Source organism: Pseudoalteromonas arctica A 37-1-2 (genome assembly GCF_000238395.3).
In the GTDB taxonomy this organism is placed as follows: Bacteria; Pseudomonadota; Gammaproteobacteria; order Enterobacterales; family Alteromonadaceae; genus Pseudoalteromonas; species Pseudoalteromonas arctica.
In genome coordinates this window covers 1,278,725-1,304,273 of record NZ_CP011025.1, presented here as the reverse complement: position 1 = coordinate 1,304,273, position 25,549 = coordinate 1,278,725, and the positions used below count along the sequence as shown (strand labels likewise).

19 protein-coding genes and 1 pseudogene are annotated in these 25,549 nt (G+C 38.4%); 7 read left to right on the top strand and 13 right to left on the bottom strand.

The features are described 5' to 3' along the window. Window positions 1-352: 352 nt before the first annotated feature. The 3 genes from PARC_RS05820 to PARC_RS05810 are packed head-to-tail and all read right to left on the bottom strand — an operon-like array spanning window position 353 to window position 1,879. Window positions 353-802 carry a flavodoxin gene (locus PARC_RS05820; protein WP_010553680.1) on the bottom strand — a complete coding sequence of 150 codons (450 nt, stop codon included), beginning with the start codon at window positions 800-802 and terminating at the stop codon, window positions 353-355. Beyond that, entirely contained in the window at window positions 802-1,566 is a 765-nt protein-coding gene (gene truC / locus PARC_RS05815; RefSeq protein WP_010553681.1) for a tRNA pseudouridine(65) synthase TruC, read from the bottom strand. Before truC ends, PARC_RS05820 begins: the two co-directional genes overlap by 1 nt. Then, window positions 1,559-1,879, bottom strand: a complete 321-nt coding sequence (locus PARC_RS05810) for a YqcC family protein (protein ID WP_010553682.1) — start codon at window positions 1,877-1,879, stop codon at window positions 1,559-1,561. The genes truC and PARC_RS05810 overlap by 8 nt, the downstream gene beginning before the upstream one ends. 104 nt (window positions 1,880-1,983) lie before the next feature. Between PARC_RS05810 and PARC_RS05805 the strand changes: the two genes are divergently transcribed. Continuing rightward, a complete protein-coding gene (locus PARC_RS05805; RefSeq protein ID WP_010553683.1) occupies window positions 1,984-3,012 on the top strand; it encodes a DUF3549 family protein in 1,029 nt (342 codons plus the stop codon). Continuing rightward, on the top strand, window positions 3,013-3,312 hold the full coding sequence (locus PARC_RS05800; protein ID WP_002963032.1) for a DUF3301 domain-containing protein: 300 nt from the start codon (window positions 3,013-3,015) through the stop codon (window positions 3,310-3,312). It begins immediately after the preceding gene. 851 nt (window positions 3,313-4,163) lie between these two features. On the opposite strand, the gene PARC_RS05795 is transcribed toward PARC_RS05800, so the two are convergent. Then, complete coding sequence (locus tag PARC_RS05795) at window positions 4,164-4,817, bottom strand: GNAT family N-acetyltransferase (RefSeq protein ID WP_008169301.1); 654 nt, start codon at window positions 4,815-4,817, stop codon at window positions 4,164-4,166. Window positions 4,818-4,970: 153 nt separating this feature from the next. Between PARC_RS05795 and PARC_RS05790 the strand changes: the two genes are divergently transcribed. The 3 genes from PARC_RS05790 (at window position 4,971) to PARC_RS05780 (ending at window position 6,357) form a co-directional block, all read left to right on the top strand. Continuing rightward, window positions 4,971-5,207 (top strand): DUF2789 domain-containing protein, encoded by a 237-nt coding sequence (locus PARC_RS05790; RefSeq protein ID WP_002958240.1) that lies wholly within the window; start codon window positions 4,971-4,973, stop codon window positions 5,205-5,207. Between the two features lie 96 nt (window positions 5,208-5,303). Continuing rightward, window positions 5,304-5,570 (top strand): hypothetical protein, encoded by a 267-nt coding sequence (locus PARC_RS05785; RefSeq protein WP_010553684.1) that lies wholly within the window; start codon window positions 5,304-5,306, stop codon window positions 5,568-5,570. A 13-nt stretch (window positions 5,571-5,583) separates the two neighbouring features. Next, on the top strand, window positions 5,584-6,357 hold the full coding sequence (locus PARC_RS05780) for a Zn-ribbon-containing protein (protein WP_010553685.1): 774 nt from the start codon (window positions 5,584-5,586) through the stop codon (window positions 6,355-6,357). A 63-nt stretch (window positions 6,358-6,420) separates the two neighbouring features. Here the strand turns inward: PARC_RS05780 and syd are convergent, their stop codons facing one another. Further along, on the bottom strand, window positions 6,421-6,960 hold the full coding sequence (gene syd / locus PARC_RS05775) for a SecY-interacting protein (RefSeq protein ID WP_010553686.1): 540 nt from the start codon (window positions 6,958-6,960) through the stop codon (window positions 6,421-6,423). Between the two features lie 59 nt (window positions 6,961-7,019). Between syd and queF the strand changes: the two genes are divergently transcribed. Then, window positions 7,020-7,865, top strand: a complete 846-nt coding sequence (gene queF / locus PARC_RS05770; protein ID WP_010553687.1) for an NADPH-dependent 7-cyano-7-deazaguanine reductase QueF — start codon at window positions 7,020-7,022, stop codon at window positions 7,863-7,865. A gap of 59 nt (window positions 7,866-7,924) precedes the next feature. On the opposite strand, the gene PARC_RS05765 is transcribed toward queF, so the two are convergent. Genes PARC_RS05765 through PARC_RS05755 form a run of 3 tightly spaced genes read right to left on the bottom strand, consistent with a single transcriptional unit; the run spans window position 7,925 to window position 14,261 of the window. Beyond that, a complete protein-coding gene (locus PARC_RS05765; RefSeq protein ID WP_010553688.1) occupies window positions 7,925-8,812 on the bottom strand; it encodes a peptidylprolyl isomerase in 888 nt (295 codons plus the stop codon). A gap of 32 nt (window positions 8,813-8,844) precedes the next feature. Further along, entirely contained in the window at window positions 8,845-12,534 is a 3,690-nt protein-coding gene (tamB, locus tag PARC_RS05760; protein WP_010553689.1) for an autotransporter assembly complex protein TamB, read from the bottom strand. Beyond that, the gene (locus PARC_RS05755) at window positions 12,534-14,261 is read right to left on the bottom strand and encodes an autotransporter assembly complex protein TamA (protein ID WP_010553690.1); all 1,728 of its coding nucleotides are present in this window, start codon (window positions 14,259-14,261) and stop codon (window positions 12,534-12,536) included. The genes tamB and PARC_RS05755 overlap by 1 nt, the downstream gene beginning before the upstream one ends. A 213-nt stretch (window positions 14,262-14,474) precedes the next feature. On the opposite strand from PARC_RS05755, the gene PARC_RS05750 reads away from it, so the two are divergent. Next, window positions 14,475-14,810, top strand: coding sequence for a ribonuclease E inhibitor RraB (locus PARC_RS05750; protein ID WP_007378192.1), 336 nt, complete (start codon window positions 14,475-14,477; stop codon window positions 14,808-14,810). 44 nt (window positions 14,811-14,854) lie between these two features. On the opposite strand, the gene radD is transcribed toward PARC_RS05750, so the two are convergent. The 5 genes and pseudogenes from radD to PARC_RS05725 form a co-directional block, all read right to left on the bottom strand. Next, window positions 14,855-16,606: a DNA repair helicase RadD gene (radD, locus tag PARC_RS05745; protein WP_010553691.1), complete on the bottom strand. Its 1,752-nt coding sequence runs from the start codon at window positions 16,604-16,606 to the stop codon at window positions 14,855-14,857. A gap of 152 nt (window positions 16,607-16,758) precedes the next feature. Further along, on the bottom strand, window positions 16,759-19,680 hold the full coding sequence (locus tag PARC_RS05740) for a TonB-dependent receptor domain-containing protein (protein WP_010553692.1): 2,922 nt from the start codon (window positions 19,678-19,680) through the stop codon (window positions 16,759-16,761). Between the two features lie 534 nt (window positions 19,681-20,214). Continuing rightward, window positions 20,215-20,517 (bottom strand): H-NS histone family protein, encoded by a 303-nt coding sequence (locus PARC_RS05735; protein WP_007586043.1) that lies wholly within the window; start codon window positions 20,515-20,517, stop codon window positions 20,215-20,217. A gap of 474 nt (window positions 20,518-20,991) precedes the next feature. After that, a complete protein-coding gene (locus tag PARC_RS05730) occupies window positions 20,992-23,814 on the bottom strand; it encodes a TonB-dependent receptor domain-containing protein (RefSeq protein WP_010553693.1) in 2,823 nt (940 codons plus the stop codon). A gap of 476 nt (window positions 23,815-24,290) precedes the next feature. After that, window positions 24,291-25,519 (bottom strand): annotated as a pseudogene (locus PARC_RS05725) (IS3 family transposase); the annotation flags it as partial. Between the last annotated feature and the right edge of the window lie 30 nt (window positions 25,520-25,549).

Here is a 25,549-nt window from a genome sequence, read left to right as displayed (position 1 = left end):
AGGTCGTTGAGCAAAAGCTTGATACCAAAAGCATTTAATAAATATCCATCATTAGCTAATACTACATTGGCCTATATCTGAGTGACACGTAAACCGAAGTCTGGAAATTGTATAATCGAAGATTTAGTAAGCTTAAAGATAGAACTGATTAAGCGTTATTTGAAAACTCGATAATATGCTACTTCACATAAGTGTGTTTTAAATAAAAATAGAGATGGAGTGAAAAATTGTTTGGAGTCAGTGGTTTTTCTATGCAAAAAGAAGACTTGCTCCTAAAATAAAAACGCCTAATAAATTATTTCAGACGTTTTTATTCAATTATTTCCCCTATACTCAGACAGGGTAATAGAAATTAAGCAGGTAGTTTTTCTAGCCATACTTTTAACCAAGGCTCGGTTACTGGCCATGGTTCAAAATCTTCACATGCATCTATTTCTAGGCGGTTGCCCACAGGCTTTGCTTGTAAATCGCGTAGTAACTCGTCAAAGCTACGCCCTGCGCCACAAAATGTATCGCCGTAACATCTGTCACCCATTGCAATTACACCAAACGGTTTATCGGTAAGCATTGGGAAAGTGCTATTCATTGCAAAGTATAACCCTGCCAAATTACTCGGTACATCACCTTGGCCTGTTGTGGAGGTAACAATTAAAATATGCGATGCATTTTTTATATCATCAAGTGATGCTTCAGTAATTACTGTTGCAGTATGACCCGCTTGCTCTATTGTGGCTGCAACTTCATCGCTTAAACGCTCTGCACCGCCATTAACGCTGCCTACAAAAATACTAATATGTGCCATTAATAATCCTTTTCTTGCTTTGGCCAACCTAGCTGCTTACATATTTCAAGCATGTCTTCACCTAGTGGCGCTTTAATTGTTATTGATTCATTACTATAAGGGTGCACAAAACTAAGCTCTGTTGCAAATAACATTAAGCGTCTTAGCTCAAAATGATCTCTAAAAAATTGATTATGCTGATTATCACCGTGATTTACATCACCAATAATAGGCAGTGATAAGTGCTTTAAGTGTCTGCGAATTTGATGCTTGCGCCCTGTTTTTGGAAAACACTCAACTAACGAGTAACGCACTGTTGGGTACTTACCAATAGGAATTGGCAATGCAACTTGGCGCAAGCAATTAAACTGGGTTTGCGCTTCTTGCGGTGCTTTGTCTTGATCTGCAAACTTATCGGCTATTTTATCAAGTTCTTCTTTAAGCGGTTTATCTAAAAATACTGACTCTGGCGCAAAGCCGCGCACTAAGGCTAAATAGCGTTTAGCAATAGTACCTTCAATAAATAGCTGGTTCATATCGCGAGCTGCTTCAGAGCTCAGTGCAAACAGCAATACGCCCGACGTAGGTCTATCGAGCCTATGTACTGGAAATACATGCTGCCCTAGTTGGTCGCGCAGCATTTGCATGGCAAACTGGGTTTCGTGTTTATCTAAAAACGAGCGATGCACTAATAAACCTGAAGGCTTATTTATAGCCACATAGTTTTCATCTTGATACAAAATAGTCAGCTCGCCATATTCAACAGGCGCTGGACGCTCACTCATTTGGTTCTCCTAAAAAGGTATCAAGGGCTGTTAGTAATTCAATTATTTCATCGCTCCCTGCTTTACTCACAAGTGTCATTTGCGCCATAGGAGCAATAGCAAAGTTACGAGGCAGTGGTTGTTTATGTGTTATTAATTGCTGTATTTTATTAATAAATACAAATTGTAACCACTGCTCAAACGCCATTGTATCGTGACAAAAAGGAGTATTTGAAAGCAGTGCATCAGCGTCTATTGGCTCACTTTGCCAAAGCGCGTGTTTTTGTAAAAGTGCCGTTAGCTGCACTAAATAAGTTTGGGTTTGCTGGTACATAACCACCCTCTTTTATATATGTAATGCAATTATACCCTGTTCCCTCATAGGCGGCTATGACGTATAATTAACGTAATTTTGCAGTAAAAACAGTTGAGAAAACAATGAGTGATCAAATAGCTACATTAGGTCAGCTTTTAGATGGTGCGGGTACTCAGTGGCGTGCTTTTGATATTGGCAGGCACATTACTAAGCTTGATAAAAAACAATTTTTAGCTATTGAACAAGCTCAAGTGCCTTACCCTTATCCTCTTGCTGGTCATGCTTGGCTCGCTATTCAATTTTGGGATACTAAAGCCAGTAAAGAACCGTATGTATGGTTTTTAAAGTTTCCACTTGATGAGCAAAGTATGCTTGTAAGTGCTAGTCGCGATCACTTTGCTGATATGGTTATTCAAGCGCTAGGCACTGAAATTACAGGTGAGCAAGCCGATGGGAAACTTGATAATAACCCTTATGTTTTTACACCAAACGCAAATAAATTAGCGGCATTTAACGCCCAAGTAAAAGTACTATTAAAACAGCCTGCGTCACAGTATTACGAGCATGCACAGTTATACTTTAGCGGTAAAATTGGTTTTGATAATTGGCAAAGTGTTGCACTGCAGGGTATTGCCGATTTTGCACTACGCTTAGACAGCGATACAAACTTAAGTAATCTGCAAAAAGCATGGGCGCATTTACCTATTGAAGTACTGCAACCACTCAGTGCCATGCTTGAACACGTTGAAATACCAACATCAATGAGTGAGTTACTTGTTGATTACACGCAGGCCGCAATTAGTAATAACGATACAGTAGCTATAACAGCAGCACTAAGATCTGTTTCAAAAGGTCAAGCTCAAGGGTTATGCGCTCAATTAGTTGATACTGTACTAAGCTCACCAGTGAGGCACGACTCTGACGTGTTACTAACAATAGCTGGGCGGTGTTTTAAGCAATTAGAGAACCCTGAACGCTTACATGTATTTATGGATAATTGCGCACATCATCAAAAAATTGAAGAATTGTTTCCAAGTATTTTTGCTGACTTAGTTGCAATACCGACTATTCGCCCGCATTTATTAGGCTTATTACGTAAAGAAAATCGTAGCGAAACCCTCGCGCGTGCAATTGGAAGGTTATTCTCTTAAATGGCAAGTTTATGGACGTTCATACTTATTGGTAGTGTAATTTACTTATTTTGGCTTAACCGAAAGGTTGCTGAAGCGGCGAACGTTCATGCTAAACGTCAAAGTGAGCAATTGCAGGTGCAGTTGATGAGTGTTGCATGCACAAAACGCCGCTTTGGTTTTTTAAAGAACGGCAAGCCAGGCATCAAAAGTGAATTTATATTTGAATTTTCAAGCGATGGTGAAAATGCTTATCAAGGTGTGTTAATTATGGAAAATGAGTTTTTGAAAAGTGTGGTTGTTCCACCGCATAAAATATAAAACTGAATATACTTTAAGAGTATTTGTCTTAAGTTGATAAACTTAATTCAACACAAAAAACTAAGGCGTAACTAAAGTTACGCCCCAATTGGACTGCATCCTGCTAGATATCCATTATCTTAAATCCGTATTATCATCCCCTGAACGAGTAAACAACCTTGTTTACCCTCACATTGCATCCTGCAATATCCATAGCCACCTTGGCAAACCCACGAAATCTATCGTTTGGCTACATACTGTAGCATCATCCCTGGTAATCCTTTTAAGTAGCTCCTGCCACTTTTTGCATCCTGCAATATCCATAGCCATCTTGGCAAACCCACGAAATCTATCGTTTAGCTACATCCCGTAGCATCATCCCTGGTAATCCTTTAAAGTAGCTCCTGCCACTTTTGCATCCTGCAATGTCCACTTGCCATCTTGGCCGTCCTACGTAAACTAACGCTCCTGCTACTTCCTGTAGCGTCATCCGTGATTATCCTAAAGTAACTCCTAGCTACTAAGTGCTTCATGCACTTCCTTATTCTTCCTTGTATCCGTTTTAGCTTGTCCTTTATGCTTCCTGCTAGCGTCCGCTATGTTGCCTATTCCGTATCCTTGGCAGTAACTCAATCATTGAGCTATGTCGTCTTGACGAAGAGAAGTTTAAAGCAATCAGGGGGGAGAAATAGGACTTAACATTAAATAAATAAACGTCACAAAAATGAAAAATAAAAATAAACTTTAAATAACAATAGCTTGAGTTGAAAAAGGCTACTTATTAATAGCCTTTAACTGACAATGCTCACGATAATGTGAGATATATCTCACGGCCTTATGTCCGTTTGGGCGCATTGGCTTACATCATAATTTTAAATAGTTGGCTCAATTATTGATTTAAACAGTAACTCGCCCTCTACTTGGTTAAAAGTAAGGTGTTTAAATGCTTCAAACTTTTCGGTTTTAAAAAATTCAGTGTGTTCTTTACGCGTTACAAATACAGCCATCCCCGTTGACTCAGCGTTACATTTAACTAAATCATCAAGCCCTCGTAGTAAGTAACGACCAAACCCTTGCCCATGAAAATGTGGATCTACGGCAATAAAAGCTAAAAAGTAGTAATTGCCTTTCTCTTTAAGGGCATCTCTAATTGTTTGTTCTTTATCTATTAATTGATTTGTTTGTAAGTAGCCCGCACTCAGCATTAACTTTAAACGCCAGTGCCAATAACGCTGCGCTTGTAATTGGCTATTAGATTCAAATACACACGCTACTGCTTTTAATTTATCGTTGCGGTATAAACCAATTAATGGCTGCTTTTCTTGCCAAAAACTACTGAGTTCTTCGCGAATTAATGATCGTAATTTTTTTTCGTATACTGATTTATTTTCGTCATTGTAGCTAAGCATGTTTTGTAATACAGGATCGTCATGATAAGCCTGATAAATTAGGCTTGCTGCAGTGCTAATATCTTCTGCGGCTAAATACTGTACGCTGAACGTATCAGCTGGCGTGGTTACACTCATTGCATTTCCTTTATTATTTTAGCTGTAGACTGTTTAACTTTATACCTAACTATATACCTAAAATTATTAACCGTAAATTCAGCGAGAGTTTAACTAGCTAGGAGTAGAGTTAATCCTTAGAATAAGTTTTCATTCGTTTAAAGGAGCAATATCATGGATACGACTAAACACGACATCAATACACTATTTGCACAGCTTGGATTACCTAATTCTGATGAACAAATAGATGCATTTATTGCCTCACATGAATTAGAAGACACAACACTACTCCAAGAAGCTTCTTTTTGGGATGAGGCACAACAGCACTTTTTAGCTGAATCGCTTGCACAAGACGGTGATTGGAGTGAAGTAATTGACGAGTTAGATGTACGCATTCGTCAAAGTAAGTAATTTTATTTAATGTACCCTCCCTTATTTATTGCTAACATAGCATCTGCGCAGCATTTATATGCTGCGTATTTATTTTATTAAAGAGTTATATATCTAATGAATTCAGTTGTATTTGATGCAATTAAAGCCCTTCTTGATGAAGGCAAAACCCCTACTGTAGCACTAACTAAAAGCCGTTTGGCGCAACCGGTTCCTATGCCGATGATTATTGCAGCAGTAAGCCAATATAAAAACAATCCTGATTCAATAAATAACTTCATGAGAAACCCACAGCAGTCAGATAGTACTGAGCTTAAAACAAGTCAATTAGATAGAATTGAGCAAAAACTCGATAAACTTCTTGCACTGCTAGAACAAAAATAATTTGAGACTATAAATGTTCGTTGTTGATTTAACTTTTGATTGCTACCAAGACACCACCCTAGAACAAGCCGAACAAGCAATAAATCGCTTAGTAAATGCACTGCGTTTTAATGGTCAAATAATGGGGGAAGAATTTCCAACCGTTTTAAAAGATGGATTTTTTATTACCCGTGTAATGTGCCCTACTGAAGATGCAATGCACCCGCTAAATAACAGCCCATTTGTTAAGCACAGTATCGAAAAGTTACATAGTGCGGGGCTACTTGCGCCAAAAGTAAAAGTGATTGGACAAGATATTCACTCCAACGGCGCTGACTGCTGTAAAGAACCATCAAGTTATATTTTATACACAACCTATGTGCATACGTGTAGCCCGCTTTATTGTGGTGATGACTTTTTGCCTGTGCCGTTATTTCGTATTCCGGCAATTGCTAATGGTGACTATAAAACGCTTATAAAATGGCAAGAAGATTGGCAAGCCTGCGATCAAATTCAAATTAATGGCGCAACCCGTTGTGAGTTTCCGGCACTTGAAGAAATATCGAGTATCCAAAGCGACTTATACAGACGCGGAAAAGACATAACAAAGCGAATTAGTTTTTTAACTAAAAAGCCAACCTATTATTATTTATACCGTGTAGGCGGCGTAGATAAAGCGTCTGAACTTGAACGGAAATGCCCTAGCTGTCATGGCGACTGGAAATTACCTGAGTCGTGGTTTGGGTTATTCGATTTTAGATGTGAGCCGTGTGGCTTAGTGTCTAATATATCGTGGGATTTTCAGTAACAACTTTAGTGAGCGCTTATAATCAGCTTAGTGATAACGCTAAGCTGATTTATTAAACACGTTTTAAACCTCTAATGCCTTTAAAAAAGCATTAATGTTAGGTGCAAGTACATGGTGTGTTTTTTTGCCTACGTGCTCTAAACATACTTCACCAGTGTGCACCAATACACTCACTAGTAAATCATCTTGATCTGTTAAACCAATAAATACCGTTTCTGGCTGCTTGAGCTTGCGTTTCATTAAAACGTGACCCGTTATATTTTGCTGTAACAAATTAAAGTCTTCTTCGTTCCATGCTTGTAGTAATTCAACCTGATGCCCATCAATACTTGCTGAAATGCTTCCACCGTACATATGCCCATATAGCTCGCTAAGCTCTTTTGGAAACTCAAGCTCAAGTGCACTGGCTAAATCATTAAGCGAACCTGCAGGTTGCTGACGCGCGCCCTGCCATTGAATGTTTCCTTGCTCGTCAACCTCACCAACTTCACATAGGCTTGGCCATTGCTCGTCGTGCACAATAAGTGGGTACTTTGCGGTATTTTTCAGGGTATTTTCGCTAAATGTTTGATGAAGTTGTTCTATAAGCAATGCAACAGACATACTGTGAAACTCATTTAAATTAGATATAATGTCCCTATTGTAACTATTTAAGAGCAAACATGACAGATTACAGCAATTCTCCAGACCTTAAAGGTAGCGTATTAGGCCAATCTACTGAGTATGTAGATGTGTACACGCCAAGCTTGCTTTTCCCTATTGCGCGCAAACTAAATCGTGATGCTTTAAATATTGACGAAGCAGAGCTTCCATTTAAAGGCCAAGATATTTGGACAGGTTACGAGCTTTCATGGCTAAACAATAAAGGTAAACCGCAAGTTGCCGTAGCCTTATTTACCTTTGAGTGCCAAAGCAGCCATATTATTGAGTCAAAGTCGTTTAAGCTTTACTTGAATAGCTTTAACCAAACCCGATTTGAAAGCATTGATATAGTAAAACAGCATTTAATTGATGATTTATCAAACGCGGTTAACAGCACTGTCAAAGTGACTTTATATAATCCTGATGATTACAATTGCTTACCGTGTACGGCGCTGCCAGGTGAATGTATTGATGACTTAGATATTGAGATTAATAATTACGATATTGATGCTAATTCACTTAAAGCAAAAAGTGATAACGTAGTTACTGAAACGCTCTACAGCCATTTACTTAAGTCGAACTGTTTAATTACCTCCCAGCCTGACTGGGCAAGTGTGATTATACGATACACAGGCGAGCAAATATGTCGCGAATCGTTACTGCGTTATTTAATTTCGTTCAGAACACATAACGAATTTCATGAGCAGTGTGTTGAACGTATTTATAGCGATTTAACAACACAACTTAATATTAAAGAATTAGAGGTTTACGCGCGTTATACTCGTCGCGGCGGGCTTGATATAAACCCGTATCGCTCTACGCATTATAACGACACGCCATTTGCAGTTAAAATTAATCGTCAGTAGTTTATTTTAAACTGAAATATGGGTATTAAAAAAGGAGCCTAGGCTCCTTTTTACATTTTTTAATTAACTTCGCGCTTAGTGGGTATGGGCATACCACACACATCAACGTAATTATGTGCTTTAACAAACCATGGCTCAACACGGTTTTTACGAGCACTGATTAAGTTTTTAAACACAGATGAGTTTGTTTTCATCACTTTAAATATACTTTTATCGCTTTGTACATCGCCAAGCACTTGTATATTGGTAATTGGGTTAAATGCTTTTCCTTCAGTTGGTGTACGCGCTAAACGATTAAAATGCTCTATACCTTCGAGCACTCGACCAAACACCGTAATGTTTTTATCAAGGTAGCGCGGGCCTTGCCCTATCGTTACAAAAAACTCCGTACTCGCACTATTTATATCGTTATCGCGCGCCATTGCAAACACACCACTACAATGCACTTGCCATGTTTGCGTATGTGCTGAGTTTTGAGCAACTGCAAAGCCGTTTAAAAAGCCAGTAACTGGTGCATATCCGTCGCCATTTAGCTCAGTAATTAAAAGTGGTTTGTTTGTTGTTAAATAAAACTCAGCAGGGACTGTTTTATCTGCCGTTTTAATTAACTTTTTACCCGAGCTGTCCCCGCCTTGCGCTACAAAACCTTCAACAAACCGATAAACGCTAGTATTTTTATAAAACCCTTCTCGCGCTAACTTTTTAATGTTTTGAACGTGCTTTGGGGCAAGCAGTTCATTAAGTTCAATGTACGCATCGCCCGTTGGCAGCGTTATCTTTAAAGTATTTTGAGCGTCCACTACTCGCCAGTCATTATCTGTTGCACTAGCAATTACTTCACTCGCGCTCAATAAAGGTAGCTCTTGATTAGCAACATCATCACCGAGTTGTTGAGCACAACCGCTCAAAAAAACACTAAGCAGAGCTGGCAATATAACTTTTTTCATCGCTTATATCCTTATAATTATTATAGTTTTGGTTATTCCCAATCAAACTTATATAGCACATCAACATTTTGGTATAGGCCGCTTGTTATCTCTATGTATAACTGTGAAAGTAACTGATATCGCACAGCCACTTCACTGAGCGAATCAAATACACCCACGCTATATTTAACTTGCAAACTGGGTGCTACGTAACCTGATATTTCTACTTTGGTGCTATCACCACTACCTGATGAGCTTAAACTTACATCCGACAGCCCAAAGGTTTCACCTACCTTAGAAACAACCCCTTCGCTGCGGCTAACACCTTGAGAGAGTAATAACTGTGTGAGCATCGCATCGCTTGACGAACTTTCTCCATCGCCTAAAGGTTGACCATTAAGTAAATATGCGAGTGCTTGAGCTTGATCCATCGCAGGCTCAGAAAATATTTTAAGCGTTGGTTGTTCAACATTACCCGTGAGCGTAACCCCTGCAATGACACCATTTGCAGTCGTATCGGGATTACGTATTGCTTTAATATTTAAAAATGGTTGTTCAATTGAACCGCTAAAACCTACTTGCCCGGTGCTGATTATTAAATCTTGTCCAAAGGCTAAGTAAGTACCTTCAATTAAGTTAAGCTCACCTGTGGCTATGATTGGCGCACCTTGACTCATTTTTATTGCTAAATCACCCGCAACTTTTGATTCCAAGCCAAACGACTCTACTTTTACATCGTTTTTAACAATCACTTTTAAATCTATGTCGTAATCAAACGGAACTGTTTCTGTGGCCTCAGTTTTTTGATCAACAATAATTTCATCATCGCTAACTTGCACCGCGCCCTCAGGAAGCTCTTCAATCATTATACGACCGTAAGGCACAACTACCTCACCAGCAAGCTTGAGTGCATTATTAGCCAAGCCTATTTTTAAATCCGGCGATACTTTAAAAGTGACCCCTTGCTGCGCACGTACATAAAACTGCTCGCCAACTACCGCAACATTTACAGCAGGCTGCGCACCTTGCCAATCAACGTCACCGGTTAGATTTATTTTACCGCCTTGATTGTCGTTTAAGTTGCCTTTTATTGTGGCTGTTGTTTTATCAAACAATACGTTTATATTTGAGTTTTGCAGCGCTATAGGTAATTGCTCGCCCTCTAAACTAATATCGCTAACATTAAGCTCCCCATTTAATAAAGGATCTTTTAACGTACCTGCTAACGCGACTTTACCGCTAATATCACCTTTTAACTGCTCGAGGGTTTCAAGAAAAGGTTGTAAGTCTGAAAGGAGTATTTTATCAATATTAATGGTGCCATTAAGCGCTTGCGTATTTTGTATATCGTCGATATTAATTTGTGTATTAATTTTGCCTAATACACTTGATTCTAAATTAGCTTCAAGCTTGCCAATTTGAGAATCCGAAAACGCACTAATACTTAATGTTTCGATTGGTAATTTAAAACGATCTTCTTCCGAGGTTAGCACTGCTTCTAAGTCGCTAGAATCGATATTTGCGCGTAATGTTTTAAGCGCGCCGCTTTGCCAATTAAGTGCTACATCGCCAGCTATATTACCGCGAGTACGAATGCTATTAGGTAAAAAGTGCTTAAGCTCCTCAAGTGCTAAATTGCTTAGTTTAGCATTTAGCTGACCGAGATTTTTTGACTGCGCTAAGGTGTCTATGCATAATTTACTTTGCTCAGATGCCCAACAATGTGCACTTACATCAAAGTCGCCACTTTGTGTATTAACCATAATGGCAATATTTTTAGTATTACTAAAACTAAGCTTTTTATCGCTAAGCGTTACATTACTAAGCTCGCCATTCCAAGTGGTATTATTAACTTTGCCATTAACTTCAAGCTCTATACTGCCTTGCTCGGCATCTACAGATGCCGTAAGTTGATGATCTGTTTTGTCGCCGCTAATATCAATTTTAACGCTATTAATTTGCTGTTCGGCCACCAGCGCCGAACCAACACTTACCGAAACATCGGTTTGCCAATCGGCTGCGGTATCTAACTGCCCTTTTACTGATAATTTATTAATGTTTATTTCATCAAAAATAAAGCGATCTAGTATTAGTGCTAAATCAACAGAGGGCGTTAATCTTTCCCCTCTCACTTTTAAATTTGCGTTGCCGTCGGCAGTAAATGGAATATTAGCTTTTTCATCACTTTTTAGCGTTACTTTGCCATCAACCTGCCAAGTATCATCAACTTGCCCGCTTAGTGCTAATTTATTGGTGCCGCTACTTAAATAAAAGCTATCAATATTAGCTTTTAACGTGTTGTCTAGCTTAAAGTTTGAGGCAAATTCTAGTGGCACGTCGTTAAGTAATCCGCTTAACTTTGTATTATTCATTTGTAGCTGCCACTTATCGTCAGCTGCATTAAACGAGCCTTTAAACTGTCCTGAAATATCACTGGTAGCGGCATCAGTTAAATACTGCGCTTTTAAGTTAGCAAGCGTGCCATTAAAGTTAGCCTGTATGCCCTTTTGCCAATCAACATTGGCTTTTATAGTTGCACTGCTTTCGTTCGCTTTAATGCTTAGCGCTTGTAAAGTTGCTTTGGTGAGACTGCCTTTCAATTGGGTATTTAAGTCAACAGCTGGGTACGCACCTAATTGGCTATTCGCCTGAAGGCTAAGCTGATAGTCGTCAGCATTACCTTGTGCGTTAAGGCTTACATTTCGCACTTTAAGCTCATTACTTTGTGCATCAATAAGCCACTGCTTAATTTTGCCATTTAACTCAAACGGATAGTTTTTTTGCTTTAAATTTGCCGTTGCCGTTAAACTAAGCGGATATTGCCCCTGTGTTTCTAAATTTAAGTTTAGATTTGATAAGTCGCCATTCAACTGCAAATTGGCTTGGTGCTCGTCACTTTGTAAAACAACATCCCCTTTCACGGGCAAATTCCCTGCAAGCTCAGCATTAAGATGCGTATTAAGCTGCCACTGTTCATACTTTGCTGAGAATGACTCTAAATTAATAACCGCATCTTCCACACTTAATTGCAGCGAGATGTTTTCAATAACATGTTGGGCTTCGTTTTGCTCAATCGTAATTTTAGCTATTTCAAAGTCTTCAACAACTAAATCAAGTGGCGAAGTAAATTCTATATTAGGCAACGCGGGTAGGTGCGTTAAAGGCGCTTGAGTATTTTGCGCCGTTTGTGTTTTCGCATCTTGTTCTTGCTCTTTTAAGGCAACAAGTATGGTGGGAATATTCAGGCTTTTAACCGTCAGCTTTGAACCCTCTGCTTTTGCTGAGAGTTTAAAGTTATTAACGCTTACGTTTGCACTTGGATGCTCTAGAGTAAATTTATTGATCGCAATGTTTTTTACAGCAATATTAAAAGGTAAGCTGATTTTTTCAAGCGGCTCTGCCGCGGCTTTTTCTTGTGAATCTGCAGTTTTTGGTAATGTTAAATTTATAGATTTAGCACTTAAGTTATCTATACAAATTCCATCGCACTGCCACCAAAACAAATCAATTTTCAATTGTTGTGCATTAAAGTCCAATCCGTTGCTAGCAAAGCGTACATTAAAGGCATCATTATAAATAAAACGGCCATCTTTAATTTCAATATGTAGTCCATCTACCGCTTTGTTTGCACTATAAGCAATAAATTGATTACCGGGTGCGGTAAATAACAAACAAAATAGTGCAACAACTAACGTGACAAAAATAGCACTTACGGCGGCTGTTATCTTTTTTAATACTGACATTAAATTTCTGGCCCTATGGTAATACTTAAACGTGTGCTTTTACTTTCTTTTGTTAATCCCCAAGCGTGGTCTATACGCACAGGGCCAACGGGTGTTAAATAGCGAAAACCAAAACCAGCACCTACTTCAAAATCATCAGAAAAATCATTAGTCGCAGTACCACCATCAACAAATAAAGCTGCTCGCCAATTTTTAGCAAACTGGTAGTTATATTCCATCGTGCCCGATAGTAAATACTTACCACCTATTAGCTCGCCGTCATCGTTCTCAGGCGAAATTGATTGGTACGCAAAACCACGAACGCTTTGATCGCCACCTGCGTAAAAACGAAGTGAAAATGGCACGTTGTTAATATCATCAACAAGCATTGCTCCCACATTCGCTTTTAAAAATACCAAGTGACGGTCAAAATAAGTGCGTAGCCATGCATGTTGCATTTGCACCCTAATCAGATTAGTACTCGAAAGCACATCATCTAAGCCAAACTCAGCAGATATAAGCCACTGCTCTCCCCAATAGGGAGTCGTGCCGCCTTTTGATTTTTTGCGCGCGTAGCTAATGCCAGGCATTAGCATTTCGGTACTTTCTTCGTCTTCATCACCAATACGGTAGGTTTCTTGGTCGCGGCGTAAAAATGCAGTACGCACCCACTTATTTTCAGTCAACCATTGGCGCTGAACTTGCCCTGTTAATATTTCACTGTAAGTGTCGTTTGTGAGCTCATCTTCTAGCTTATAACCGACAGAGAATCGCCATAAATCATCATTAGGATCATCAACCGGAATTGTATAAGCCATGGAAATATCTTGCTGCTTTTGTGCCACATTTAAATTAGTTTCGAGGTAATGGCCGTCTTCTGTGATCCACGGTTTACTCCATTTAAAACGCACCTTGGGCCCTAAGTCAGTACTAAAACCACCGCCAATTTCATAGCTGTTAGCTGGCTTGGGTAATACTTCAACTTTAATCGGTACTTGGCTGTTTTTGCGCGCTGCAATGTCAGCATAAACACGTACACTGGCAAAATAAGGGGTACTTGATAAATCCAAGTTATAGTCAGCAATATGCGTTGATTTATAAGGTTGGCCCTGCGAGAAAGGCGCTATAGAGCGTATGTATTTTTCAGCGGGTGTACTACTGGCAATTTGTATATCGCCAAACTCATACCTAACTCCGGTATCAATTATGAAAGTAATAACAGCACTATTTTTTTTAAGCGATACTTCTAATTTGCGCGCTGGCCACTTAGCATCAAAATAACCTAGCTCTAGTAGCATAGATTCTATTTTTTTATGAGCAGAGTCATATTTACCATGATTTAAAACATCACCTTGCTTTAAGTGATTGCTTTTAATCAATGCCTGTAATTGAGTATCACTTTGACCATCACCGTTTAGCGTAATATTAATTGCTTCTATGCGAGTTGCAGGCCCCCGTTCAACTTTAACAATTAGCTCGCTGTCGTCTTTATCATAAATAACCTCGACGGTCGGGCTATAATAGCCAAGAGCTTTGATGCTATTTTGTACTTGTTTTTGAGCATAACGGCGAAGTGTACGGGTTGGCTTCTCGCCAATTAACTGCTTGAGGTAAAGAGCTACGTTATTTTCTAAATCGCCACTTAACCCTTCAATTTCGTAATCTTCTATGACTTTTTCTGCCGCATAGCTATTTGTCGCAATTAAAGCGCTCACAACACACATGCAACGTAAAAACTTAATAAACAAGTAAATATCCTTACTTTTAATATCTTACAAAAACTAGTTAATTACCCGCATATTAGCATAGCCATAATGAGCAACACATTAACTTAATAACAATCTAACGCGTAAATTTAACTTTGAATAAATATCAGCATAATTAAAATTAGTACGCGTTAAGACAATATTTTAGTTACAATAGTGCCTACGAATAAAAAATTAATTTTAAATGAGTTTTTAATGCAATTCCCTGATGATGATAACGGCCAACTTTTAGCCGAAATAGCCGCTGCTGGCATTGATTTAAATAAAATGCACCAAGTCGATTTTTTTATTTTATTTGAACAAGAAGCCGATGCTGAAAAATTTGCTAAAGAAATAGTCTCTGATGCATTAGTTCAAAATGCTGAGCTTGAAAAATGTAAAGATACTGGCGTTTGGGAAGTTATCACTCAAGTACAAATGGTGCCAGAGCACACCCTTTTAGGCCAAGCTGAGCAATACATTGAAAGTATTGCTAATAGCTTTAATGGATACGGTGATGGCTGGGGATTAATGGACGGTGACGAGGCTTAGTTGCCTTTTAATTGTATTAGTCCAATGTACTCTATCAGTTAAGCTTAGCGGCTTAACTGATTTGCCTTTCTAAAACCCCCTTTATAGTCAAATAGCTTATCAGCCACTTTCCAACCATACTTTTTGCTTTTTCGTGCAATAACAAAATCCGGTGGTACTAATTCAAATTGTGCGTTTACTACTTGCTCTGCAGTTTTAAAATTAATGGGTGTTTGTCCAAGTCCTACTCGTAGACCAAATTGCTTATTAAATATAAATTGCCCGCCTTTATTTGCGAGGTTATATATTTCATCGCAACTTGCACCATCTTCATCAAAATACGTTATTTTAATAAGTTCATCTTTAATTTGAGTTACCGATAACCCACTACATCGAAGCACAAGTGCGTCTTTTAAGTTTAATGCATTACGTAACTTATCATCAGGGTCGGCCATTACCGCGCCACAATCATGGCATTTACGTGCAGCAATATCATTTTGGGCACCGCACTGCTCACACTCTTTAAACCTAAAACGATAATCGCACTGCTCTTTATGCCCATCATCATCTTCTAACAGCCCTTTACAGCGCCTGCCAAAGTGCTCTATTACTTTTCCTGCGGAATCAGTTTTACCCCAAAATATATTCGCAAAACCACAGCCAGGACAAAGTACCTGCACAGGTTCATTATCACTATCGCCTTTTTTATCGCCTACTTCTGGGTGAAATAAATTAAAACCATTGCCAGCATAATCTATTACTAAGCAATCCGTTTTTGATTCAGATAGCCTCAAGCCTCGCCCCACAATTTGTTGATATAAACTAACTGATTCTGTAGGTCTTAAAATAGCTATAAAGTCGACATGTGGCGCATCAAAGCCGGTTGTTAGTACCGATATATTAACTAGATACTTTAATTGCTTAGCTTTAAATTGCTTAATGATTTTATCGCGCTCAGTGTTTGGCGTATCACCTGTTATAAGTGCACTTTGTTGAGCTGGCAAATAGCTTAATATTTCCTGAGCATGCATTACCGTGGCTGCAAAAACCATAACACCTTCACGCTCTTCACTGTATTGAATTACTTGCTGTAATATAGCTTTCGTTGCGCGCTCACTGTTTTTTAAAAGCGCATTCATATCATCAGTCGTATATTGCCCAAATGCATTGCTATCTAAAGACGAAAAATCATAATGGCTAATCGCTGCATCAACTTCGTTTGGCGGCGTTAAATAATTATGTTTGATCATATACCTGAGTGGTAATTCAAAAATACAACTTTTAAACGGGCTTTCTTGAGTACCCTTAACAAAACCATGATAATGGTGGTGGTATATCCACCCCATTCCTAACCGATAAGGTGTTGCTGTTAAACCCAATACTTTTAACTGAGGGTTATACTCTTTTAAACTGTTTATTACTTTACCGTACTGACTTTTTTTATCCCCATTTACCCTGTGGCATTCATCAATAATAAGTAACGAATAATGCTCATTTAATTTATTTAAATTACGAGAAAGTGATTGCACACTGGCAAAGGTTACTTGATGGTTTAATGACTTTTCTTTTAAACCTGCTGAAAATATACTCGCCTCTAAACCAAAACTTTTATATTTTTGCGAATTTTGCTCTACCAACTCTTTGACATGAGCAAGTACTAATATTTTTTGCTTAGCAATACGGGCAAGTTCAGCAATAACAAGGCTTTTACCTGCGCCGGTTGGTAGTACAATAACGGCAGGATCATTACTCTTTCTAAAGTGTAAAACAGTGCGTTCTACGGCTTCTTGCTGGTAAGGTCTTAGTTTATAGCTCATGGGAAAACAAATAGATTTTAATAAGGGGATTTTAGCAAACAATGGATAGAAGTTTTAAACTTTAATTTTATTTAAATAGGCGTTTGATGGAAAAAAACCCTATAAAAATTATTTATAGGGTTTATTTTTTAAGAATTAAGTTAACTCATTAATTAAAATTCAACGCTTAGGTTAGCGAAGAAGCGTCTACCTACAGCATCATAAATCGCTTCATCTCCACCGCTAGCTGAAATATAAGCTGGCGGTAATTTATCCATAAGGTTACGAATACCAAAACCTACACGTGTGTTATCAAATATATGATAATTTGCAGAAATATCATGCGTTATGATTGAACCTACATAACCTGGTTTAAGATCTTCTTCAATATCGCCTTCTGGTGATAAATCAAACCTAGCAGAACGGTCTATATAACGTGAAGTCCAGTTAACAACTAAATCATTGTACTTGTAAACTGCAGAGAACCTAGCTTGCCACTCTGGATCACCCACTTCACCATTTTCTACATTAACTTTATCTGGGCGATTTTGAAATTCGAAATCTTCAAGCTCAATAAGATGATTTACGAAAAGATTAAGTTTTAAGTCACCCTCTAAAGAATAATCAGCCAAATTCATGTTGTAATCAAAATCAGCTTCAATACCACGAGTAGTTGTCGCTGCGGCGTTTAAGTAACCAGAGCGAACCAAAGTGACATCGTTTGTTGTAGGATCACGGTCTATCTGAGAACAAAATGACTGGTCTGGTCCACCTGCAGCATCAACACAGTTATCTGCAATACTTTGTGTTGCAATGAATGAAATCGCATCTTCTATTTCAATATCATAATAATCAACTGTAACAGAGAAATTTTCAAAGAAACTAGGAGTCCATACAACACCCGCCGTAAGTGAAGTTGATGTTTCTGACTCTAAGTCTGGATTACCACCACTAATAACGTCTACGCTAACGTTATCATTTGCTTGGAAATCAGCTGGAATACCTAGTGCAGCACAGTTAGAAGCACGATTTGGGTTATCATCAATATTGTCTGCATCACAAGGATCAGCAACACGACCAAAGCCAGGTGATTGTGGATCAAAGGCTTCTGTAATATTTGGTGCTCTCACTGCTTGACCATATGTACCACGTATACGAACGTCATCGATAGGGCGATATAAAAGACCTACTTTCCAAGCATCAGCATTGCCGGCATGAGAGTAATCGGCTGTTCTATAAGCAGCGTCAAGACTAAGCTCTTTTGCAAAGTCGACATCGGTTAACAAAGGTAAGTTTACTTCAATAAACCCTTCTGTTACATCAAACTCACCATATGCATCCGGAGTGGCGGCACTTGTTAAAAAGCCTGCCTTAGTAAACTCATCTGTTATACTTTCAGAAGTTTCTTCTCTGTACTCAAAACCTGCTGCAAAACCAACTGCACCACCTTGTAGCTCAAAAAATTCACCTGTATCAAAAGTTACACTACCACCAATAAATTCTTGTGTGATTTTATCTGTACGAGTAACGTCCGCTGAGACATAATCTTTTGCCGCATCGGATGCTTGACCGAAACCAAATGCATTGTATGGCGTACAAGCACTAGGGTTTACACCTGCAGGGTCTGTATAGCCCTCTCCTTGCAAACTTTCAACCTGACTTCTACATGCAACTTCACCGGTAGCAGGGTCTATTACAGCGTCAAGTGCAGCTGTTAAGTTACTAGGAATAAGATCGTTAAGTGTTTTACGGCGGTTATCGGTTTGACCATAAACATAATAAAAATCATAGTCAAAATCAGTTTCGCTTAAAGTAAACAACCCTTTAAACCCTGTAACAATTCGGAATAATTCACGTTTGTTATCTGCGCTTCGATTTCCAAGCTCGCCAAAGAATTTAGCCATAGAGATATTGCTAGTGCCTTCATCTAGTAATTGCTGGCGTAGGTCTCTGTCTAAATAAGGATTATCTTCAACATTTATATTAATGTTGCCAAATCGGAAAGAAGGTTGAAATTGCTGTTCAATGTCAGAACGAATAAACTTAAAATCGCTATAAAATGCGTGATCATCTGTAATATTAAAGTTTAGGGTAGAACCAATTGTAATTTTTTCTAGTTCAGGTAATAAATTCTCATATTCTTGGGTATTCGCACAGAATTCACAACCATCAGGAAAATTACCAAAAGCAAAACTACCACTAGCCTCTCTAGCAGGCATAAGCTCAGCAATACCCATATCATTAAATGTATAGATACTTCCATCCGCTCCAAATGGATTGATAACACCATTATCACTAATTCTCTCTGACAATACATTTGGAACTGTTATACGGTCTGGAATACCGTCATTTTCACCTGTATCTAATGGATTATCAACTGTGCCATAGGCATTAGCTTGACGTAAATCAGTACCTAGAACCTGTCTAACTCTATCTTTACCAGCAAAGAATGTAATATTACCTTTCCCACCAGCAATTTCAGTACCGGCAACAATACTAAAGCTATGGTTTTGCGTTCCTACACCTTCTGTTGAATTACCAATAGATGCATTGAATTGAAGACCATCAAAACTCTCTTTTAAAATAACATTCACAACACCTGAAACAGCGTCTGAACCATAGATAGCAGAAGCACCACCTGTAATGATTTCAATTCTCTCAATCAAGGCTGTAGGAATTGCATTTAAATCTACTTGTGACGAACCAGGTGCTCCAGCTACATGGCGTTTACCATTAACAAGAACCAATGTTCTTGCTGCTCCTAAACGCCTTAAATCTGCAGAGCTTACGCCAGCAGCTTCGTTACTATCATTATTTCCAACTAATGTGTCGGTAGAACCAATTGCAGGTAATTCCGCTAAGATGCTTCCTAAATCAGGAGTACCTGCTTTTGCAATATCTTCTGCTGAAATAGTAACAATCGGAGCAGGTTGAGAAAGACTGGCTTTACTTATGCGTGAACCAGTTACTTGAATACGTTCTACTTTTTCAGCTTCTTCATCAGCAGCCATTGCGTTTACAGAAAAAACAGCTGTTGATGCTGCACCAAAAGCAATCGCTAAGCGAACCGCCTTTGAGATTTTATTGTTTAACATTTGATTCTCCCTAGAACACTATTTTATTGTTTTGTTTTTTACAACGAGAGCTACTTTTTCTATGTAGCACCCGCTTCTTTTTGAATAATAATCCTATTTCGACCATTAGGTCAACAAATCTTAAACATATAAAACAACTTCTATTTACAAATGTTTACATTCCGTTTGTTTTCTATGTTTTTAATACTCAAAAAGTAAATAATAAGCATTTCATTCATTGCCTTAAATTTATTTTGAGTTAGAGCTATACACAGACTATAAAAGTCTAGCCAAATTTAGTTGGCCACTCATTACAGTACTTTTATTTGCGCCAGGAGGGAGGTGATTCTAACAGCCGTTTTACTTGTCGTTCTGAATTGTAAAGCAATGCGTTCTACGGCTTTTTGCTGGTAAGGTCTAAGTTTATAGCTAATGGGGAAAAATAGATTTTAATAAAGGGATTTGAGCAAATTACTGCTATGACATTTAGACTTAATTATATTTTATTGAGGGGTAAATAAAAAAGAGAAGCCGAGGCTTCTCTTATATTTAGCTTTAAGCTAAAAACTTTTCAAGTTCAACACCTTCAAATGCTTTAGGACGACGGCCACGGCCAGTCCACTCAATAGTCTCACCATTAAGTTCCATACGGTACTTAGGCTTAACTTTAGTACGTTTGTCAGATGCTCCATCTTGTAAATCTTCTAGCGTAAGTCCTTTTTCTTTTAAAAGATCCAAAACTTCCTGTTTCGCTTTTTGCTGCTGGGTATATTTTGAAATTGCATCATTGATAAGCTGTTGAGCTTTTTCAAGATCCGTTAATGATGCTGTTTTAATAAAAGATCGGACTTCTTTCATCTATATCTCGCTAAATTATATGATTGGATTTATTTAAATATTCATTTTAAGTATAAGGGTATTTTACGAAGAAAACTATTCACCTAAAAATAAAGAGTAAAAGAAACCTATCTTTGTATAAAATCTAGCTAATTAAACTTTTTATAAGCCCATAAATGAAATAGCTTCTATCTAGCTTCATTTAATTACAACATGCTTCATCCAAGTAAGTACTGTAAATTTATTTCCCCAGCTTTATTTCCGAAAAGTAATTTCCTTTACAGGCTATAATTAGCTGTATCATTGAAGTGTAGGCTTCTAAGTTAAAATACCACTAACGGCTTTAGAAGAGATCCTAAAGAGTCCTAGGTATAGCACAATACGGCCTAAAGAATATGATTCAGTAACAGACATAAAAAATGCCACTTGATTTTATACAAGTGGCATTATTAAAGTACTAACGGGCTTTTTAAGCCTCAAATTTAGTACTTAGAGTTAAAAACTCTGAGTATAACGGAAGTACAATAAGCGGCCAATATCAAAACCACCATAATAAGAATAAGCCGAACTAGGGCCTGAATACATTATAGGACCCTGCTTATCAAATACATTGTTTGCACCAACTGATAATGTTGATTCCCACGGTGTATTATAACTCACTTGTAGGTCATTAAACGTAGTTGAACCAACCTTGTTCTTCGGTGTAACAGCGCCATTAGTCCACTCACGTTGGAAATCTGGATTACTACATCTGTCGTCAAAGTAACAATCTTCACGCATTGATGAGAAGTAACGTATACCCCAGTTAGCACTAAAGTCACCATATGACCAATTCAGTCCTACACTAGAACGAATTCTGAAGACATCTTCATGCCCAACAGCTGACTCTACTTTCGCACTTGCCTCATTTGATGATTTTGAATCATACTTAAGTAAATAAGTACTATCCATTGTAGTTCTAAAATCACCAAATTCAGTTTCAAATGCATAAGCTAAAGCAAGGTCAATACCTGATGTTTCAGTAAAACCTGCATTACGGGTACCATAAGTTAAATCATTTACAATAGAGTTGTTTGCATCACGGGAGAACATAGCACAACGTGACTCGTCTCCACCAATGTAACAATCTTTTAAAATATCATTAGGAGTGTCAGACACAACAGTGTCAGTTATCTTAATACTCCACCAATCAAGAATGATATCTAAGTTTTCAATGTAGCTTGGGTTGTATACAAAACCAATTGTTTTACTAACTGATTCTTCTGGTTGTAAGAACTCATTTGAACCACTATTAAACGGAACAGGTGTTTGCGCAGCCGGACCTGTTGTTGGTACAAACCCTTGTTCTAATTGACGGTAATTTGCTGGGACATCTTGTAAACAGCGTGCAGAACCTGCAGCAGTACCATAAACAGAATCACACGGATCTATAAACCCTGTGGTAAACGTTTGAGAACTACCACCATATAAATCATTTATTGTAGGAGCACGAAAGCCTTCTGACCAAGTACTACGAACTAATAAGTCATCAATTGGTCGCCACTCGATACCCACCTTACTATTGGTTGTATCACCAAAAGTACTGTAGTCAGAATAACGAGTTGCTAAATTGATGCTTAACGACTTTGCGCCTGCCACATCTGATAGAATTGGTATATTTAATTCACCATACGCTTCTGTTACATCATATTCACCGCCTGTTGGACCTGAAGCAAGCGTTGTACTTTCGCCTAATTGAGCAAGAGCATCAGGGGTATACTGCCCCGTTTCTTCACGGTGCTCAGCACCTAAAGCGAAAGTTAAACCACCTGCAGGTAACTCAGCAATCAAACCACTGATGTTAGCAAAATACATTGTTGTTTTAGTTTCACCGCGATAGTGAAGTGTTGGGTACAAAAAGGCTTGTACATTAGGATCCGCTAATGAATTTTCTACCGACCCAGCACCAAAGCCTGCTAATGGGTTCCAAGCTGTACATTCTGCAGTTGAGATAGGGTTCGCTTCAGTGCCACATTGTACTTGACCTGATGAATTTAAAAACGATGGACCTGTCGCGGCTTCAATTGCTGGCTTATAAAAATCACCATTACTAACTTGAAGCGATGAACTTTTACTATAAACTCCGCCTATATCCCAATCGAAATAACGATCAGCTATTTCAAATGAACCTTCAAGAGCAGCGGTAAAACGTAAAGTATCTTGGTTACTATCTGTTACACGAGGGACCTCCCAACCACGGCGAGTAAATGAAACATCTTCACCAACAGGGTTAAAATGGCTATCTCCACTAAGTACAATACCATCAGCAGCTGACTGGTATGGGTAACCTGCAATTTGTCTAGTGGCTTCACGTTCACTGTAACCAATATCACTACTAAAGTTAATATCATCGGTTAGTGCGTAGTTTGAACTAATGTAAATAGAGCGCGCGCTAATAGGAGTTTCTAAATGCATCTGTTGTTGTGCAACACTTGAACCGTTTTCATATGTCTGAGGCTCGAAATCATCAATAGAAGAAGCATCACCAGGACGCTTGGCAACAAACCATTGATCATCATAGTTAAAACGGCCATATTGACCAACTAAAGTACGGTTATTTGTGATATCGTAGCCTGGGTATGAAACCTCAGAGAATGGGCGATCTTTAGCCCAAACATCACCCTCATCACGCCACTCAGCGCCTAAAGTTATAGAGCCACGAGCACCTGTTATGCCGGTAACCATACTAATATTTTTCTTTTCACCATCGCCTTCGTCGTACTCACCACCGTAAACGGTAAACTCAAGCCCTTCGAAATTTTTTCGAGTGATTATATTTACAACACCGGCCATAGCATCAGAGCCATACATAGCTGATGCACCGTCTTTTAATACGTCAATACGCTCAACCATTCCCATAGGAATAGCTGATAAATCTTGATAACCAGAGGTAGTAATACCTAGGCGCTTACCATTGATAAGTACTAATGTTCGACCCGTACCTAAATTACGTAGATTCACATAGTTACCACCAACATTCTCACCAGAAGAAAGAGGTTCTGAGCGACTTATTGGCGGCGAACCTGCCGCTGACATATTTTCAAGAAGGTCAATAACTGAAGTGAAACCTTGATTTGCGATATCTTCACGGCTAATTGTCTGAATCGGTTGTGCAGTCTCAAGGTCGGTTGAACGAATTCGTGAACCGGTAACTTGAATACGCTCTACTTTTTCAACGCCTTCGTCAGCAGCTATCGAGTTTGCAGAAAATACAGCTGTAGATGCTGCACCAAAAGCAATCGCTAAGCGAACAGCTTTTGAAACTTGATTATTTAACATTGGATTCTCCCTAGAATACTATTTTAATTATTTTGTTTTCAAAACGGCCTGTAATTAATCACAGTACCTGTTTCGATTTGAATAGTAGTCCCAACCCAACCAAAAGGTCAACACTTGGCTAACTAAAAAAATGCCTTTAGTTACAATAAGTTAAAGTAACAAAAAATAAACACAATGCAAAAATCGCATCAATGCATTAATGCAAATTTGTAAATTATTAGCTTTTAGAATAAACATTTGGAAAAATAGTTTTGCAATTTTCTTACAGCAAAAGAGTTACAAAGGTAAATGTGTATCTTTTAGAGTGGGGTAAAGCTTGAATCGGGGGAGGTTAAATTTAAAAAAGTAAACATCACACTTAAAATTCACGATAACTAGAAGTATAAAAATTCATATTAGTGTCAGATTTAAAAACACCTATTAAAGCAATGCGTTATGTCCCGCCCTAAAATACGTTGACGGTTTTGATTGGAGGCCAGTAGCTTTTGCTCCTGGCTTTTTTTGTGCACTTGGTTTGGTGTTTTCATTCCTAAACTCAAATGCGGCCTCATTTCATTGTATATTAATATTGATTCTTCGACGAGTTCACGTAGCTCTTTTAGATTTTGGCATTTATAGAGTAAGAACTCCTGCTTCAATATGCCGTTAATACGCTCCGCCAGTGCATTTTGATAGCAGTCATAGCCATCGGTCATTGATGGAATAATGCCATTTTCATTAAGCTTTACTTGATATACCTGCGAGCAATACTGCAATCCTCTATCTGAATGATGAATCGTACTACATTGATACTGACGATTATTGATTGTCATATCTAATGCCTTAACAACATCTGTCGCCTTCATTTCATTACTGAGTTCATAACCCATAATTTTGCGACTATAAGCATCAGTGACTAGCGATAGATAGTGAACACCTTGCGCTGATTGAACGTAGGTTATATCACTTACAAAAAACTCTTCTGGCCGCGATGGTTGCACATCTTTTAGCAAGTTAGGATGCTTTTTCATCCAATGTTTACTAAAAGTAGTTTTAGTGTAACTACGCTTAGGTTTAACCAATAAACGTTCATTTTTCAAATAACTAAAAAAAGCGTCTCGACCTAAACTTATGCCTCGCTCTATGAATTTTGGTTTAAGTAAAAAACACAGCTCTCTTCCACCTAAGCGCGGCATAAAACGTCGTATTTCCAATACCATCGCTTTAACTGGTGCTAGTTCAATAGCACGCAGTTTAGCTCTGCTCTCTCGTTGATATATCGCTTGTCTCGTTATACCAAGCAGCATGCAAGCACGTTCTAAGCTAACTATTTTTTGCTTTTGAAGGCTTCTTGCTCCTTGGCAATATACTTTTTTCGAAGGCTTGTTCCATGCTCAGCGTCAAGAATATTAACCACTTCATTGAGTAACAGGTTACGTAAGTGCTCATCTTCAAGCTCTCGCTCGAGGCGTTTGATTTTTTGAGCGGGACTTTCTTTGGCTTTAGGTGATGTAGGCATAGTTATCTTAGGTGATTGAGTCCAATCCATCTTACCGTGTTTTCTTAACCAAGTAAGCACGGTAGAACGACCTTGTATGCCATAAATTTTTTGGGCTTGTTTATAAGTCATATCGCCTTTTTCTACAGCGTCGACAACTTGTAATTTAAAGCCTAATGAATAATCTCGTTGTGTTCGTTTGAACGGTGTATTATTTGACTTGGTCATAGTAAATCCTAAATGTGTAAACACATTTCA